Below are 16,515 nucleotides of genomic sequence, written 5' to 3' on the forward strand. Positions count from 1 at the left end.
TCAGCCCGCAAGCTTCAGCAGCGGCGCGCACCGCCGGACGCCGTGGCGCGCAGGAAGGTCGGCGCCGGCAGGTCGCGACGTGCAGCGGCGTCGGCGACGGCCTTCCGCACCGAGTCGACGCGGTCGTCCTCGCACAGCGCGATCGCCGACCCGCCGAAACCGCCACCCACCATCCGGGCGCCGAGCGCACCGGCAGCGACGGCCGCGTCGACGGCGGTGTCGAGTTCGAGGCAGCTGACCTCGAAGTCGTCGCGCAACGAGCGGTGCGACGCGTCGAGCAACGGTCCGAGATCCCGGATCTGCCCTGCCCGCAACAACTCCGCAGCCTCCTGAACGCGGGCGATCTCGTCGATCACGTGCCGGGCGCGCCGACGCAGGACGGGATCGTCGATCGGGTCCGCCGAGGAGGCGTCGCGCAAGCTCTCCACGCCGAGGATGCGGGTGGCGTCCTCGACCTCACGGCGGCGCTGTCCGTACTGCCCGTCGGCGAGCTCGTGTCCGGTGCCGGTGTCGACGACCAGCACGGTCAGCCCGCGGGCTTCCGCGTCGAACGGGATGTGTTCGCTGCTGCCGTCGGCGAAGTCGAGGAGCAGCGCGTGGCCGGGACGTGCGTGGAGGGCGATCCGCTGGTCGAGTCCGCCGGTAGGGGCGCCGGCGTAGTCGTTCTCCGCGCGCACACACGCCGCGGCGAGCCGGTCACGGCCGTCGTCGTCGAGGGGCAGGCCGCACAGGTCGGCGAGCGCTACCGCGATCGACGTCTCGAGCGCTGCGGACGACGAGAGCCCTGCCCCGACGGGCACGTCCGACGCGACCGCGATGTCCGCGCCGGTGAATCCCGGCGGGTCGAGCGTCCAGATCACGCCTGCGACGTAGGCGGCCCAACCGTCGACGTGCCGGTCGCGCAGATCGAGGTCGACGCTGTCGAAACCGGAACTGCGCACGCGCAGCACGTGATCGGAGCGCCGACGCACCGCGACGATCGTGACCTGCGGGATCGCCATCGGCAGGCACAGACCCCCGGCGTAGTCGACGTGCTCGCCGATGAGATTGACGCGCCCGGGGGCGCACCAACAGCCCTCGGGTTCGGTGCCGAACTCGGCTGTGAACAGTGCGCGGGCGGTCGCTGCGAGTGTCATGGCGCCACCTCACGCAGGCGTTCGGCGATCCGTTCGGGGGTGGTGTCGCTGATCCACGCGCCCATCGCGGATTCGGACCCGGCGAGATATTTCAGCTTGTCCGGGGCGCGGCGCAACGAGAAGATCTGGCAGAACAGTCGCACGTCCCCATGAGGTGCACCGACCGGTGCCTGGTGCCAGGCGGCGATGTAGGGGGCGCGGTCGACTCCGGGGAAGAACCGGTCGACGCGGCCGAGCAGGTCGCGCTGGATGCGGGCGAGTTCGTCGCGTTCGTGCTCGTCGAGGGCGGCGAGACCGGGGATGTCGCGGTGCGGGACGAGGTGCACCTCGACGGGCCAGCGTGCCGCGGCGGGAACGTAGGCCGACCACGCGTCGCCGGAGAGCACGAGCCTGGTGCCGGCGCGTCGTTCGGCGTCGAGGATGTCGCCCTGCAGCGACCTCCCGGTCCGCCGGCGATGCTCGCGGGCGCGGTCGAGCAAGGCCTGCGAGCGTGGTGGGACGAACGGGTAGGCGTAGATCTGTCCGTGCGGATGCTGCAGTGTCACACCGATTTCCACACCGCGGTTCTCGAAACAGAAGACCTGCTCGACGTCCGGCAGCTGCGACAACTCGGCGGCGCGGGCGGCGAGCGCATCGATGACGGTGCGCGCCCGGGACACGGAGAGGTCGGCGAACCGGGCGTCGTGGTCGGGGGTGAACGCGACGACCTCGCAGCGGCCGGTCGCCGGTCGTCGCGGCCACAGACCGTCGTCGTCGACGAGATCCTCGTCGGATGGGGGCGCCCCGAGCGACGGGAAACGGTTCTCGAACACGACGACGTCGTAGTCGTCGGCCGGGATCTCGGTGCACGCATCGGCCCTGCTCGGACACAGCGGGCAGTCGACGGCCGACGGCAGGAAGGTGCGCTCCATGCGGTGCGCCGCGAAGGTGACCCACTCCCCCGTCAGCGGGTCGCGGCGCATCTCGGAGGTCGCCGCAACAGGCGGCAGGTCGCGGCGGTCGTGGAGGTCGCGGGTCGCGGCACCGGAGACGAACGGCTCGGTGTCGTCGAAGTAGATCAATTCCCGGCCGTCGGCGAGATGCGTGACGGTCTGCCGGACCCGCGCCCCCACGCGGCTACTTGTCGTCCAGACCCAGGTCGGCGAGGCCGAGCAGGGAACGGTACTCGACGCCCTCGGCGGCGATGACCTCGTCGGCGCCGGTCGCGCGGTCGACGACGGTCGCGACACCCACGACGATCGCGCCGGCCTCGCGCAGCGCCTTGACGGCGGTGAGGGGCGAGTTGCCGGTGGTGGTGGTGTCCTCGACGACGAGCACACGCTTGCCGGTGACGTCCGGTCCCTCGATCTGCCGCTGCATGCCGTGGGCCTTGGCGGCCTTGCGGACGACGAAGGCGTCGATGGGCCGGCCGGGGGCGTGCATGACGGCGAGAGCGACGGGGTCGGCACCCATGGTCAGGCCACCGACGGCGTCGAAGTCCCAGTCGGAGACGAGTTCGCGCAGGAGCTTGCCGATGAGCGGGCCGGCCTTGTGGTGCAGGGTCGCGCGGCGCAGGTCGACGTAGTAGTCGGCTTCCTTACCGGACGACAGGGTCACGCGGCCGTGTACCACCGCCAGCTCGCGTACCAGTGCTGCCAGTTCGTCGCGGTCACTCATTGCGTCCTCACCCGTCGTTCGGCGGCGCGACGCCGGTGCGGTCGCGCTCGTGTCGGGGAACGAGCCTAGTCGCTGCGGGTCGCAGGTCAGGCAGCGACGGTGTCGGAGGTCGCCTCGGACTCCGGCCGGACGTCGCTCTCGACGATCTCCGCCTCGACGGTCTCGGGCTTCCGCGCCGGTTCGGATGCGGCGACGGGCGCGGGCGCCTCGAACAGCACGACCGGTCCGACGGCCGCGAGCTTCGCGAACAGCGAGGTGGGGAATCGGCCGACCGCGGTGTTCAGGGCGCCGCCGAGGTCGTTGTGCACGCGGACGGCGCCGGCGATGCGCTGCTCGCGGGTCTGCAGTTCCCGGGCAACCCGGATGAACGGCCAGTGGTTGACCCCTTCGAGTCCACCGATCAGCTCGTGGAGCGTCGCGGACAGCGCGTTCTCGGCGCCGGCGCGTTCGGTGAGCCCGAGACGCTGGTCGCGCATGCCGATGGCGAGCGACCGGGCGCCGACGACGGGCCGGATGCGCTCACGTTCGACACCGGCACCGGCCGACGCCGCGATGAGCGCGGGCACGAGATCGTAGCGGTCGTCGAGTTCGTGGAGGAGCAGACGCAGGCTCTCCCGCTGGCGTTGCTGCAACGTCCGAAGACGGCGCACGCCTGCGCGCAACCAGAGCACCACCGCAACCACGACAGCAACACAGAGCACCACAGCCACAGACGTCACGCGCAGAAATGTACCGAGCGCACGAATCGCGTCGAAGACTGCACCCGGCGTGTCCTGCGCGGTGTATCCGTACCGTGATCTGGCAACGCCCGCCGTCAGTTCGTCCGTGGCGATCGGGCGCTGTCGCGGCGGCAGCCGATCAGGTGCGGCCGCGACCGTTGCCGAAGGTGTTGGTCAGCTTCCGCACGAGGTTCTGCGGCACCAGTCGTCCCGCCGTGGCGAGCACCTTGTACTGCAGCCCGGGGATGCTGCGGACCTTGCCCTTGTCGAGGTCGGCGAGCGAGGTGCGCACCACCTCGTCGACCTCGAGCCACATCAGGTTCGGGGTGGACGACATGTCGATCCCGGCGCGCCGATGGAATTCGGTGCGCACGAAGCCGGGGCACAGTGCCTGCACCCGCACGCCCGTGCCGGCGAGACCACCGGCCAGCCCTTCGGTGAACGACACGACATAGGCCTTGCTGCCGGAGTAGGTGGAGCCGCGCCCGGGCAGCAGACCGGCCACGCTCGCGACGTTGACGATGTCGCCCCTGCCCGCCTCGATCATCGACGGGAGCGCGGCGCGGGTGAACGCGACAACCGAGGTGACGTTGACGTCGAGCTGCGCCTGCAGCAGGGCCGGATCGGCGGTCCAGAACTCGCCGGTCGTGCCGAATCCGGCGTTGTTGACGAGCATGTCGACACCGCGACCGAGGCGCTCGACGACGAGATCGCGACCGTCGGCGGCCGCCAGGTCGGCGACGATGATCTCCGATGCCGCCCCGAACTTCTGCTTCAGCTCGGCGGCGAGTTCGTCGAGGGCGGGACGGGTGCGGGCGACGAGCACGAGGTCGTAACCGCGACTCGCGAGTGTGCGGGCGAAACCCGCACCGATTCCCGAGGTGGGGCCGGTCACGAGCGCGACGGGGCGGGCGGAAGTCATGGCCGTCACACTAACGACACGCAGCGTGCGCGACCACCTCTCGGAAATCCTCGCTCAGTGGCGAGCGGAGGGCCGACCCGGATCCTGCGAACCCCGGTCGAGTTCCTCGGGTTCGACGACGGGCGGCAGCACGTGGAGGATGCCCGACAAACGCGCGACGGTCTCGATGGCCGAGTCCCATTCGCGTCCGGAGCTGCCGACGGGGATCGAGCCGAGCGTCCACTCGCCTTCGCTCCACAGCATCTGCACGTGGTCGGGGATGGACTCGGTGAACGCGACCATCCGCTGGTCGCACACGCGTCGCGCGATCTCGAGGTCGGTGGCGAAGACGATGCGCGGGCCGATCGAACCGAGCAGGTTCATGTCGGGGTCCTTCGGCGGCGGCGTCGACTTGAGCCGCAGATCGATGTCGACGTCGGAGCCGACCTTGCGCCGGACCGCGATGATCGTCGCGGTCTCCTCGATGTCGAACAGGACGAACTCCTCGCCGCGGCGAACCCCGCGGACGATGTCGATCGCGCCGAGATATTCCTGCTTGGCGAGCGCCGCGCGGTGCCAGGTGGACGGCAGGTGGTCCTCGGCGGAGGTGTACTTGTAGCCCTGCGCCTTGGCCCAGATCTCCCGGATACGACCCGACTGCTCTCGCCGCGTCCGGTCGACGTAGAGCAGCGCGACCGCACCCAGCAGTGCGACCGCGGCCAGAGAGAACCACATGACAGTCATCGTCGAGTCAGCCTAGCGGGTCAGCGGCCCGAACCACCGAAGGATGGGAGGGACGCGCTGACGACGGTCTCAGCGGTCATCCGTCCCTGCTCGACGGCACTGCCGGTCGCCACGGCGGTCGCTCCGACCTCGAGGCTGTCGGCGGTATTGCCGGTCAGGGTGATGATCTCGGTGTCGGGGGTGAGGACGACGGTGACCGTCGAACCACCGATGACGCCGAGGGTGATGCTGCCGCCGTCGTTGGCGGTGATCGTGCCCACGACCGCGCCCGCGTCGCCCATGACCTCGCCGAGTCCGCCCGGGATCCGGTCGAGCGGCAGTCCCGGTGTGGTCGGTTCGGGTGCCGGCGGGAGAGTCGCCGTCGGCGGGGGCGCGACGGTGGCCGGGGCGCGATCCGACGCGACCCGCGAGGTGGAGTCGTCGGGCCGGCTGAGCAGGAACCCGATGGTGCCGCCGAGCGCGATGAGGACCACCGCGGCGAGCGCGATCAGTCCCCAGCGCGGGCCGCGCGGCTTCCCGGCATCCGCGCCGGGCACCGGACCCGTGGGTGGCTGCCCGGGGATTCCGTGCCCCGGCGTTCCCGGTCCCGGGTTCATCGCCGTCTGCGGGTTACCGGGGTCGTATCCGGGGAGCACCTGTGTGGGCTGATAGCCGTGCGGAGGCGGGTAGCCCGGCCGAGGCGGATACGGCTGTTGCGACGGAGGACCCTGGGGGGAGGGATAGGCATGGGTGGGCTGGTACTCGCTCCCCTGCGCGCCCCACTGCTCGTAGCGGGTGTACGCGACCGTCGGGTGGGTGACCGGCCGCCCGTACGCCTCGGTCGGGTCGTCGGTGTGCAGCACGCGGGTCGCGTCGTCGTCCGTCCCGTTCGACGACTCGTCGAGTGCGTAGGCCCGTTCCTGCGGGGTGCGCGGATCCTGGGGATTCGTCATAACGCCTTCCAGAGTAGGCGCGCGCGGCCCCGGCGGCTCCTGCCACCGAGGCCGCGCACCGGTGCCGTCAGGCGCTGATCACGAGGTGGTCGCCGTCCTCGCTGACGCCCACGTGGACGGTGTCTCCGTCCTTGATCTCACCGGCGAGCAGCTTCTTGGCGAGCTGGTCGCCGACCGCCTGCTGGATCAGGCGGCGCAACGGACGTGCACCGTACTGCGGGTCGTAGCCGCGTACCGCCAGCCAGAACCGCGCGGTGTTCGAGACGTCCAACGTCAGTCGCCGTGCCGACATGCGGTCGGCGAACTGGTCGAGCTGGATGTCGACGATCTTCTCGAGCTGCTCCTCCGAGAGCGGGTCGAAGATCACGACGTCGTCGAGCCGGTTGATGAACTCCGGTTTGAACGCCGCCCGCACCGCCGCCATGATGTGCTCCCGATCGCCACCCGCGCCGAGGTTCGACGTGAGGATCAGGATGGTGTTGCGGAAGTCGACCGTGCGTCCCTGGCCGTCGGTGAGACGACCGTCGTCGAGCACCTGCAGCAGCGTGTCGAAGACGTCCGGGTGGGCCTTCTCGACCTCGTCGAACAGCACCACCGTGTAGGGGCGGCGCCGCACGGCCTCGGTCAGCTGACCGCCGGCCTCGTAGCCGACGTAGCCCGGAGGCGCACCGACGAGGCGTGCCACCGAGTGCTTCTCGCTGTACTCGGACATGTCGATCCGCACCATGGCGCGTTCGTCGTCGAACAGGAAGTCGGCGAGCGCCTTCGCCAGCTCCGTCTTGCCGACACCGGTCGGGCCGAGGAACAGGAAGGACCCCGTCGGACGGTTCGGGTCGGCGACACCGGCACGTGCACGACGCACCGCGTCGGAGACGGCCTGCACCGCGACGTCCTGGCCGACGACCCGCTTGCGCAGTTCGTCCTCCATTCGCAGCAACTTGGCGGTCTCGCCCTCGAGCATGCGGCCGGCGGGGATGCCGGTCCATGCCGCGACGACGTCGGCGACGTCGTCCGGGCCGACCTCCTCCTTGAGCATCAGGTCGCCACCGGCGGTGGTACCCGACGCGGCGGCTGCCGCCTCGAGCTTCTTCTCCAGCTCGGGGATGCGGCCGTAGCGCAGCTCGGCGGCCTTGCCGAGGTCGCCGTCGCGTTCGGCGCGTTCCTCCTCACCGCGCAGGGATTCGAGCTGTTCCTTGATCTCCCGCACGGAGTCGATCGCGGTCTTCTCGTTCTGCCAGCGCGTGGTGAGCTGGTTGAGCTTCTCCCGCTCGTCGGCGAGTTCGGCGCGCAGCTTCTCGAGGCGTTCCTTCGAGGCTTCGTCGCTCTCCTTCTGCAACGCCATCTCCTCGATCTCGAGGCGACGGACGATGCGTTCGACGGTGTCGATCTCCTCGGGACGCGAGTCGATCTCCATCCGCAGGCGCGAGGCCGCCTCGTCGACGAGGTCGATGGCCTTGTCGGGCAGGAAGCGCGAGGTGATGTACCGGTCGGACAGCGTCGCCGCCGCGACGAGCGCGGAGTCGGTGATGCGCACGCCGTGGTGCACCTCGTAGCGCTCCTTGAGGCCGCGCAGGATGCCGACGGTGTCCTCGACACTCGGCTCCCCCACCAGAACCTGCTGGAAGCGGCGTTCGAGGGCCGCGTCCTTCTCGATGTACTTGCGGTACTCGTCGAGGGTTGTGGCACCGACCAGCCGCAGCTCACCGCGGGCGAGCATCGGCTTGATCATGTTGCCGGCGTCCATCGCCGACTCGCCGGTCGCGCCGGCACCGACGATGGTGTGGAGCTCGTCGATGAAGGTGATGATCTGCCCGGCCGATTCCTTGATCTCGTCGAGCACGGCCTTGAGGCGTTCCTCGAACTCGCCGCGGTACTTCGCGCCCGCGACCATCGAGCCGAGGTCGAGGGAGATGACGGTCTTGCCGCGCAGCGACTCGGGGACGTCCCCGGCGACGATGCGCTGAGCGAGGCCCTCGACGATGGCGGTCTTGCCGACACCCGGCTCACCGATGAGGACCGGGTTGTTCTTGGTCCTGCGGGAGAGCACCTGGACGACACGGCGGATCTCGTTGTCGCGACCGATGACCGGGTCGAGCTTGCCTTCGCGCGCCCGCGCCGTCAGATCGGTGGAGTACTTCTCCAGGGCCTGATAGCTGGCCTCGGGATCGGCGGAGGTCACGCGGCGGTTGCCGCGGACGGTCGTGAAGGCGTCGCGCAGGGCGGCCGGCGTCGCGCCGTGCCCGGCGAGGAGCTTCGCGACGTCGGAGTCGCCACCGGCGAGGCCGACGAGGACATGCTCGGTGGAGACGAATTCGTCGGTGAGTTCGGTGGCGAGTTTCTGCGCCGCGGTCATGGCCGCAATCGCCTCACGCCCGAGCTGTGGCGTGGTGGTCGCACCACTGGTCTGCGGAAGGCGACGGACGAGGTCCTCGGCTTCCCTGCGGACCGCGGCCGGGTCGACGCCCACCGCTTCGAGCAGCGGGCCGGCGATGCCGTCGGTCTGGTCGAGCAGTGCCACGAGCAGGTGTGCCGGACGGATCTCCGGGTTGCCCGCAGCGGACGCCGACTGAAGTGCGGCGGTGAGTGCGGCCTGGGTCTTGGTCGTCGGATTGAACGAGTCCACTGCGCGCCCCTTTCTTTCTCGGTGCACTCCACGCGCAGGCGAGTGCCCCATGTCGATTCTGCAGCCGATTCCCTGCATCGGGCAGGTCTCGGTGATGTCGAATTCTTCAACGGATCGTAAGTTGAGTTTGTTCCACTCAACTTTCCTGAGTGTAGTGACTCTGATCACAAACCGCTCGCAGGTTGTGACGGACCCGGCGGTCAGTGGCCGGGCGCCCTGCAACCGACTACAGTGGCGGCGTTCGCGCAGCACGGATACAGGGAGGATGGCGTGGAGGCTTTCGCCATCGCCCGGGTTCAGCTCAGCTTCGCGTCGATCATCGCCACCCCCACCGGAGCCGAACGGTTCGCGACGGCGTTCTACACCGCCATGTGGAGCGAGTCCACCGGCATCCGCTCACTGTTCCCCGCCGGCATGGAGTCGATGCGGCAGCGTTTCGCGACCGCGGTCGGCTGGGTCGTCGCCCGCCTCCACGAGCCGGGCACCGTCGACAGGTTCCTCGCCCAGCTCGCGCGCGACCACCGGAAGTACGGGGTCGAGCCGCTGCACTACCGCGTCGCGGGCAACGCACTGCTCGCCGCGGTCCGCGAATGCACTCCCCTGATCCTGTGGACGGCCGCGCTCGAACGCACATGGGCCGAGGTCGTCGACGGGGTCGTCGAGACGATGGCGACCGCCGCGGCCACCGACGACCTGCCCGCCTCGTGGGGCGCCACCGTCGTCGGCCACGAACGCGTGCTCCCCGATCTGGCGATCATCCGGCTCGAGGCCGACAGCCCGATCCCCTACTACGCGGGCCAGTACATGAGCGTGCAGATCCCGCAGCGCCCGCACATGTGGCGCTACCTGTCCGCCGCGATCCCCCCGAATCCGTACGGGCAGATCGAATTCCATGTCCGACGGGTCTCCACCGGATGGGTGAGCCCCGCGCTCGTCGGCGAGACCGCCGTCGGCGACCGATGGACGATCGGCCCACCGCTCGGCGGCCTGCACGTCGACCGTGAGAGCGGCCAGGACGTGCTGATGATCGCGTCCGGCACCGGCCTCGCACCGATGCGCGCCCAGATCATGGAGATGGCGATGCGCGGCGACAACCCGCGCGTCCACCTGTTCTACGGCGGCAAGTATCCGTGCGACCTGTACGACCTCGAGACACTGTGGCAGATCGCCACGACCAACCCGTGGCTGACCATCGTGCCGGTGCTCGAGGAGAAGGAGAACCCTTGGTGGCACCCGGTTCCCGTGAAGGAACCGCCCACCGGCCTCAACCGGCCGATGTACGGCAAGCTCGGTAAGGTCGCCGGGCAGTTCGGCACGTGGGCCGACCGTCAGATCCAGATCGCCGGGTCGCCGTCGATGATCCGCACGACGCTGTACGCACTGTCGGCAGCGGGAACGCCGCGTCAGAACATCAGCTTCGACCCGCTCTGATCTGCTTGCGCAGCTTCCGTGCTGCGAGAGGTTCCGCGCCGGCGACTACATCCGCTGCGCCGCGACCGCCCGCGCGAACTCGGGATGCGCCTGCGAGATGACGAGTTCCGAACCGTCCTCCGCCACCGACATTCCCAGCGACGCCCGTTTCGGTTCGAGCACCCGCAGGGCGACGTAGATCGGGAGGAACGACAGACCGAAGACGCTGAGCAGCGCGAGACCGTAGATCTTGGGAGCGCCCTGTACGAGCGCGAACACCAGCGCGAGGAAGATGACGCCGAGGACCGTGCAGGTCGCGGCGGCGGCGATCTGCCAGCGCGTGCGGACTGCGACGCAGCGAGCGCACACGGGCCAGTCCACCGCGGCGACCTGCACCGTGTAGGCGGCCTCGAGCGCCGAACCGAACCGGTTCGATCCCTGGCGGGGCTCCGACGCGTCGGCCGCGACCGTCACCCGGACACGTCCGGTCTCGGGCTCTCCGTGACGCGGGCAGATCGGGGGGATGGGATCGATCGGTCGCATCGAACCGTCTCCGAGCGTGCTCGTCGCTCCCGAGCCCGGATATTCGACTGCCAACCGCACCTCGACCCGCTGGGCGTCCCCGTTCACCATGCGAGGGAGTATGTCAGCACGGCCCGGGCAGTGAAAGACCGGCTGCACCTGACCGGTACTCGTACGGTCGCGCGGGTACCGACGCAGCCCCTACGCGCTCGTTCCCGAAAGCGCGCACGACCTTTCGGGCAGACCTCCGCGAGGACACAGCACGAACTCCGCCGCAGCAGCAGAACGACGAAGCTCGATGTAACGCAGATCACACTCCTCGCGATGATCCATCATCAGCCACACACAGAGGAACGGACATGAGCAGGATTCACGTGTGGCTCGCGATGATCGTCGTCATCGCGGGGATCGGGCTGACGGGCCCGACCGCGTCGGCCGCAACGCCCTATTGCGGCATCCACTGGGGTTCGCTGGACAAGGTGAACCCGACGATGGTCACCTCACCGTTCACCGCCGTGCGGGCGGGACGGCACGAGTGCTTCGACCGGATCGTCGTCGATCTCGCCGGACCGGCCGCGGGCTACCGCGTCGGCTACGTCCCCGCCGTCCACGAGGACGGATCGGGGTTCGAGGTCCCGCTGCGCGGAGGCGCCTACCTCCAGGTGGTCGTCCTCGCTCCCGCCTACTACGTACCGGCGAACCGGCGCGAGGTCGTCGACGTGAGCGGGTACCGGACTCTGCGGCAGGTGGCGTGGGCCAACAGTTTCGAAGGCCAGACCACCCTCGGGGTCGGGGTACGGGCCCGGCTGCCGTTCCGGGTGTTCACCCTCGACGGTCCCGGTAGCGGTTCCCGGGTGGTGCTGGACGTCGCGCACCAGTGGTGAGGCCGGAGACCGGCACCTCCGGATCCGCGGATCCTTGTGATACACAGCCGCTCCCGGCAATCACGGTCGATTGCCGGGAGCGGCTGTCACGAATGCAGGGTCAGCGATAGGACGCCCGCAGCGTCTTCTTGTCGAGCTTGCCCAGCGGCGTCAGCGGCAGCGCGTCGAGGAAGTCGACCGACTTGGGGGCGTGCACCGAGCCCTTTGCGGCACGCACCTTCTCGATCAGTTCTTCGGCCGGCACCGACTGGCCCTCACGCAGCACGACGCATGCCTTGACGGCCTCACCCCACTTGGTGTCCGGCACCCCGACGACGGCCACGGACGCGACCGCGGGATGCGAGGAGATGACGTCCTCGATCTCGCGGGGGAAGACGTTGAAGCCGCCGGTGACGATCATGTCCTTCTTACGATCGACGATCGTCATGAAGCCGTTCTTGTCGGCACGCGCGACGTCGCCGGTGTGCAGCCATCCGCCGCGCAGCGCCTCGGCGGTCTCCTCCGGCTTGTTCAGATAGCCCTTCATCACGAGCGGGCCGCGCACACAGATCTCGCCGAGTTCACCCTGCGGCACCTCGTTCAAGTCGTCGTCGAGCAGGCGGACGTCGAGCCACGGCACGGGGCGCCCGCACGACGCGAGGCGGCTCGGATCGTCGGGGAGGTGTTCCTCCTTGCGCAGCACCGAGATGGTCATGCCGCATTCGGACTGACCGTAGAACTGGAAGAAGACCGGACCGAGCCGCTCGATTCCTTCGCGTAGGCGGGACGGCGACATGGCCGACGCGCCGTAGAACAGGGTCTCGAGGCTCGACAGGTCGCGGCCGTCGAAATCGGGATGGTCGAGCAGCATGTAGATCATCGTCGGCACGAGCATGGTCGCGTTGATGCGGTGCTTCTCGATCGTTTCGAGCACGAGCGCGGGATCGAAATGGGGCAGCACGTAGAGGCATCCGCCGCGCAGGAGCGTGGGGACGAAGAACGCCGCCCCGGCGTGCGAGAGCGGGGTGCACACGAGGAAGCGTGGCTGCTCGGGCCACTGCCACTCGGCCATCTGGATCTGGTTCAGGGCCGCTCCCGATCGGAACGAGCCCATGACACCCTTCGGTTTCCCGGTGGTGCCGCCGGTGTAGACGATGGATGAGGTGTCCTCGATGTCGACAGGTGCGGACACGAGCCGCTGCTCGGTGAACTGCTCGGACAGGGCGAGGATGTCGGTACCCACCGAGGACGGGCCGAGGGAGAACAGGTTCTTCAGGGTCGGTACCTGCTCGCGCAGCTCCGCGGCGCGTTCCTCGAAGTGCCGGGGATCGAAGATCAAGGTCTCGATCTCGGCGTCGGTCGAGATGTACTGGTGGTCGGAGAGCGAGCCCATCGGGTTCAGGGCCGTGTTGCGGCAGCCGGCGACCATCGTGGCACCCATCGAGATGAGTACCTCGGGCCGGTTCTTGGACAGCATCGCCACCGCCGATCCCTGCCCGACCCCGACGGACGCGAGCGCCTGCTGGAACCGGCTGATGGCGGCGCGCATCTCGGCTCCGGTGAGGACGACGTCACCGAGGTGCAGGGCGGGCCGGTCGGCGCTGCGGTCGAGCGCGGTGATGAGGAGATCGGGCGTGAATGCGGGGCGGTAGAGGTCGGCGTACTCCTCGGGCATGGTCGTCCTTCCGGTGTGCTGTGACGGTCCGTTGTGTGACGTCACCGGTCGGCGTTCTCCGCTGTGGTGACCATCACCTGCCGTTCGTCACGATAACCGCTCGAAGCCAAAAACTGAAACACGTTCCACTCTGCCTTTTCGCCGATTTCTCGCCTAGAGTCTTGGGCACGTCACAGCACACCACCGGGGGATCACGCATGCAGTCGGCCACGCCGTCACCGAGCGAGACCGAAACGGCAGTCACCGCAACCGTCGTCGAACATCATCGGCTCCGGCACGACCTCGCCGTCGTGCGTCTCGAATGCGACGACGCGATCGTCGATTTCCGCCCCGGACAGTACGTCGACGTGGCCGTGCCGCAACGTCCCACGCTGCCGCGTCGCCTCTCCCCCGCGCTGCCACCGTCGCTGGACGGCAAGCTCGAGTTCCACGTGCGCACGGTCCCGGGTGGCTGGGTGAGCGGCGCGATCGTCGTCGACACCCAACCGGGCGACGTGTGGCAGATCGGCGCCGCCCGCGGCGGCGACCTCCACATCGACGACACGGGCCGCATCGTCATCATGGTGGCCGGCGGCACGGGCCTCGCGCCGCTGCGGTCGTTGATCCTCGACACGGCGCGTCGCCCGGATCCGCCCCGCACCTTCCTGTTCACGGGCGCCCGCAACCCGCGCGACCTGTACGCCGCCGACATGCTCATGCTCCTGTCGGAGGCGCTGCCGTGGCTGACGGTGGTGCCGGTCGTGGAGACCCTCGAGATCCCCGACATCCCCGACCCCTGGTTCGACCGCATCGCCCCGCGCATCGACGAGTTCGGACCCGACCCCGACGAACTGCTCGAGGGCAGCGTCGACGAGGTCGTCACGTCCTACGGTGCGTTCGGCGACCACCAGGTGCTCGTGTGCGGCCCGGCGGCCATGGTGCGCACCACCGCTCAGCGGCTGATCGAGACCGGTACCCCGGTCGAGAACATCCGCTACGACCCGTACTGAGTGCCCCGGCGCACCGGCCGGCGCTCTACGAAGCGGCCGCGGTCACCCAGGCACGGGCGACGACCGACCGGGACGAGTCCGTGCCGACGAGCGCGACGTCCTCGACGTTCTCGTGATCGGTGCGGTAACGCTGCAACACGGTCACCGACCAGGTCGGTGATCCGGGACCCGCGGAGTGCTCGTAGAAGCGCATCCGGAGCCGCCGCACATCGGCGAGGTCGAACCGTTCGACAACCGAATGCAGCAGTTCGTCGGCGTACGGGGTGGGCACACCGTGCTCACCGCCCGGACGCGCCGATCCGGACACGAAGACCTCGGCGACGACCCGCCCGATCTCATCGACGTATCCGAGTGTCCGGTCGAGCCGGCCGGACACCTCGTCACGGTTGTCGCGGGCCCGGCAGGTCAGCGCGTCGGTGGTGGGTGGCGCAAAGAACACGACGTCCACTTCGTCCACCGGGCCGTCTTCGAGGTGTGGCCCGGCTCCCCAGAGGGACAGCACGGTAGGGAGGGAACGGACGTTCCCGTTCGTGATCGTCACATGCCCTCCCTACCTCTCGGATCGTCCACTCAGGCGACCGGTGCGTCCGACGATGCTGCGTCGCGTGCCGCGATGTACCCGAAGACCAGGCCCTGCCCGATGGTGGCGCCGGCACCGGGATAGCGGTGGCCGAACGCGTTGGCCGCGGTGTTGCCGATGGCGTAGAGACCGGCGATGGGGCTGCCGTCCTCGCGGAGGACCCGCGCCCGTTCGTCGGCGCGCACGCCACCGCACGTGCCGAGATCGCTCAGCGTCATCTTCACCGCGTAGAGCGGACCGTGCGTCAGGGGTCGCAGGTTCGGGTTCGGCTGGACGGTCGGGTCACCGTAGTAGCGGTCGTAGGCACTGCCGCCACGTCCGAACTCGGAATCCGTTCCCGCCGCCGCGTCCTCGTTGAACTTGCCGAACGTCGCGGCGAAGGCGTCCACCGGCACGCCCATCGACGCCGCGAGTTCCGCAGCGGTGGTGCCGCGGTGAGCGATGCCCGCCTTGTACCAGGCCTCCGGGAGCGGCTGGCGCGGGAACACCCCGGCCGCGAAGACGTAACTGTTGCGGTACTTCTGGTCGAAGACGATCCACATCGACTCGATCGGATCGCCGGCACGCTCGCGTTCGAGCACCAGCCGTCCGAACGACATGTAGTCGGACGACTCGTTCGTGAACCGGCGTCCCGTCTGGTCGACGATGAACGAGCCGGGCAGCGATCGCTCGGCGAGCATGACCATCGGCGGCTTGCCCGGGCGGGTCGGCGCGACGGCGGGGAACCACCAGGCCTGGTCCATGAGGGCGAGATCGGCACCGACCTCCTGGGCCGCCTTGATCGCATCGCCGGTGTTGGTCTCCGCCCCGAGGCTCTCGTGGTCGAGCAGACGCTCGGACTGGAACTTACGGCGCATCTCCATGTCGTGGTCGAACCCGCCGGCGGCGAGCACCACCCCGCGACGCGCGGTCACCGTCACCTCACGTCCGTTCTGCGCTACGACGGCACCGGTGACACGGTCGCCGTCGGTGAGCAGACGCACCAGCGACGTCTCGGTCCACACCGGCACACCGGCCTTCAGCACACCCGCGAACAGTCCGGCGGCGATCGCCTGTCCACCGGCGACGTATTCACGCTTGACGGCGAGACCGGCGACACCCTGGGCGAGCCGCTTGAAGATGCGCGGAAAACCCTTGTGCGGCACGCGCAGCATGAGGTTCATCCACTTGTAGTCGGCACCGGTGGTGGGCATCGGCAGGCTCGCCTCCATGAGGCCGGGACGCAGTCGACCGCGCTCCTCACCGAGGACCGACAGGTCCAGGGGCAGGCACTCGCAGCTGCGGCCGACCGCCGAACCACCCGCCAGTTCGGGGTGATAGTCGGAGTAGCCCTCTGCCCAGAACAGCTTCATGGGGGTGGTGCGCTGGAGCATTTCGACGGTGGCGACACCGTTGTCGACGAAGGCCTCGCCCCGCTCGACCGGCGCCGTGCCGTCGACGACCGTCCGCACGTAGGTGTGGCCGCGCTCGATGGTGTCGCCGCTTCCCGCCGCGTCGAGTACCGGATTGGCCGGCACCCAGAACGCACCGCCGGAACGGGCGGTCGATCCGCCGACGTAGGCCGATTTCTCCACGATGAGGGCGGACAGGCCCGCCTCGTGCGCGGTGAGCGCGGCGGCCATGCCGGTACCGGACCCGATCACGAGCAGGTCCACGGTCGTGTCGCGGGCTGTGGTCACGGCCGGTACAGGGGTCTTGGCCATCGACTGTCTCCTTCACATCGTTGTCTTCCGGACGGTATGGCAGCTCCGGGAGTCGTAACATG

The 16,515-nt window shown here is 69.4% G+C and carries 15 protein-coding genes; 3 read left to right on the top strand and 12 right to left on the bottom strand.

The genetic code is table 11. The features are described from left to right. Positions 1–14 precede the first annotated feature (14 nt). From galK to clpB, 8 genes are all read right to left on the bottom strand, one after another. Positions 15–1,136, bottom strand: coding sequence for a galactokinase (gene galK, locus C6Y44_RS20140; RefSeq protein ID WP_192378517.1), 1,122 nt, complete (start codon positions 1,134–1,136; stop codon positions 15–17). Beyond that, a complete protein-coding gene (gene galT / locus C6Y44_RS20145) occupies positions 1,133–2,248 on the bottom strand; it encodes a galactose-1-phosphate uridylyltransferase (protein ID WP_159417628.1) in 1,116 nt (371 codons plus the stop codon). The genes galK and galT overlap by 4 nt, the downstream gene beginning before the upstream one ends. A gap of 4 nt (positions 2,249–2,252) precedes the next feature. Further along, positions 2,253–2,792: an orotate phosphoribosyltransferase gene (gene pyrE / locus C6Y44_RS20150; protein ID WP_016691489.1), complete on the bottom strand. Its 540-nt coding sequence runs from the start codon at positions 2,790–2,792 to the stop codon at positions 2,253–2,255. 86 nt (positions 2,793–2,878) lie between these two features. Then, positions 2,879–3,466, bottom strand: coding sequence for a LemA family protein (locus C6Y44_RS20155; RefSeq protein ID WP_159419138.1), 588 nt, complete (start codon positions 3,464–3,466; stop codon positions 2,879–2,881). A 184-nt stretch (positions 3,467–3,650) separates the two neighbouring features. Further along, a complete protein-coding gene (locus C6Y44_RS20160) occupies positions 3,651–4,433 on the bottom strand; it encodes an SDR family NAD(P)-dependent oxidoreductase (RefSeq protein ID WP_159417627.1) in 783 nt (260 codons plus the stop codon). 54 nt (positions 4,434–4,487) lie between these two features. Next, positions 4,488–5,147: a type III secretion system chaperone family protein gene (locus tag C6Y44_RS20165; protein ID WP_006553002.1), complete on the bottom strand. Its 660-nt coding sequence runs from the start codon at positions 5,145–5,147 to the stop codon at positions 4,488–4,490. Positions 5,148–5,176: 29 nt separating this feature from the next. Beyond that, positions 5,177–6,088: a hypothetical protein gene (locus tag C6Y44_RS20170; protein WP_159417626.1), complete on the bottom strand. Its 912-nt coding sequence runs from the start codon at positions 6,086–6,088 to the stop codon at positions 5,177–5,179. A 67-nt stretch (positions 6,089–6,155) separates the two neighbouring features. Then, positions 6,156–8,711 (bottom strand): ATP-dependent chaperone ClpB, encoded by a 2,556-nt coding sequence (gene clpB / locus C6Y44_RS20175; protein ID WP_088898890.1) that lies wholly within the window; start codon positions 8,709–8,711, stop codon positions 6,156–6,158. A gap of 270 nt (positions 8,712–8,981) precedes the next feature. On the opposite strand from clpB, the gene C6Y44_RS20180 reads away from it, so the two are divergent. After that, positions 8,982–10,142: an FAD-binding oxidoreductase gene (locus C6Y44_RS20180; protein ID WP_120283639.1), complete on the top strand. Its 1,161-nt coding sequence runs from the start codon at positions 8,982–8,984 to the stop codon at positions 10,140–10,142. A gap of 45 nt (positions 10,143–10,187) precedes the next feature. Here the strand turns inward: C6Y44_RS20180 and C6Y44_RS20185 are convergent, their stop codons facing one another. Next, positions 10,188–10,754, bottom strand: a complete 567-nt coding sequence (locus C6Y44_RS20185) for a hypothetical protein (RefSeq protein WP_006553007.1) — start codon at positions 10,752–10,754, stop codon at positions 10,188–10,190. Positions 10,755–11,002: 248 nt separating this feature from the next. Between C6Y44_RS20185 and C6Y44_RS20190 the strand changes: the two genes are divergently transcribed. Further along, complete coding sequence (locus tag C6Y44_RS20190) at positions 11,003–11,527, top strand: AMIN-like domain-containing (lipo)protein (RefSeq protein ID WP_225623615.1); 525 nt, start codon at positions 11,003–11,005, stop codon at positions 11,525–11,527. Between the two features lie 100 nt (positions 11,528–11,627). On the opposite strand, the gene C6Y44_RS20195 is transcribed toward C6Y44_RS20190, so the two are convergent. Continuing rightward, complete coding sequence (locus C6Y44_RS20195; RefSeq protein WP_159417624.1) at positions 11,628–13,181, bottom strand: AMP-binding protein; 1,554 nt, start codon at positions 13,179–13,181, stop codon at positions 11,628–11,630. A gap of 197 nt (positions 13,182–13,378) precedes the next feature. Here C6Y44_RS20195 and C6Y44_RS20200 point away from each other — a divergent pair, with 197 nt between their 5' ends. Beyond that, positions 13,379–14,170 carry an FAD-binding oxidoreductase gene (locus C6Y44_RS20200; protein ID WP_159417623.1) on the top strand — a complete coding sequence of 264 codons (792 nt, stop codon included), beginning with the start codon at positions 13,379–13,381 and terminating at the stop codon, positions 14,168–14,170. A 25-nt stretch (positions 14,171–14,195) separates the two neighbouring features. Here the strand turns inward: C6Y44_RS20200 and C6Y44_RS20205 are convergent, their stop codons facing one another. Both C6Y44_RS20205 and C6Y44_RS20210 read right to left on the bottom strand, forming a co-directional pair. Next, the gene (locus C6Y44_RS20205) at positions 14,196–14,711 is read right to left on the bottom strand and encodes a hypothetical protein (protein ID WP_159417622.1); all 516 of its coding nucleotides are present in this window, start codon (positions 14,709–14,711) and stop codon (positions 14,196–14,198) included. A 29-nt stretch (positions 14,712–14,740) separates the two neighbouring features. Continuing rightward, positions 14,741–16,453, bottom strand: a complete 1,713-nt coding sequence (locus C6Y44_RS20210) for a 3-ketosteroid-delta-1-dehydrogenase (RefSeq protein ID WP_159417621.1) — start codon at positions 16,451–16,453, stop codon at positions 14,741–14,743. Positions 16,454–16,515 lie beyond the last annotated feature (62 nt).

The sequence above is a fragment of the Rhodococcus rhodochrous genome, assembly GCF_014854695.1.
Classification (GTDB): Bacteria; Actinomycetota; Actinomycetes; order Mycobacteriales; family Mycobacteriaceae; genus Rhodococcus.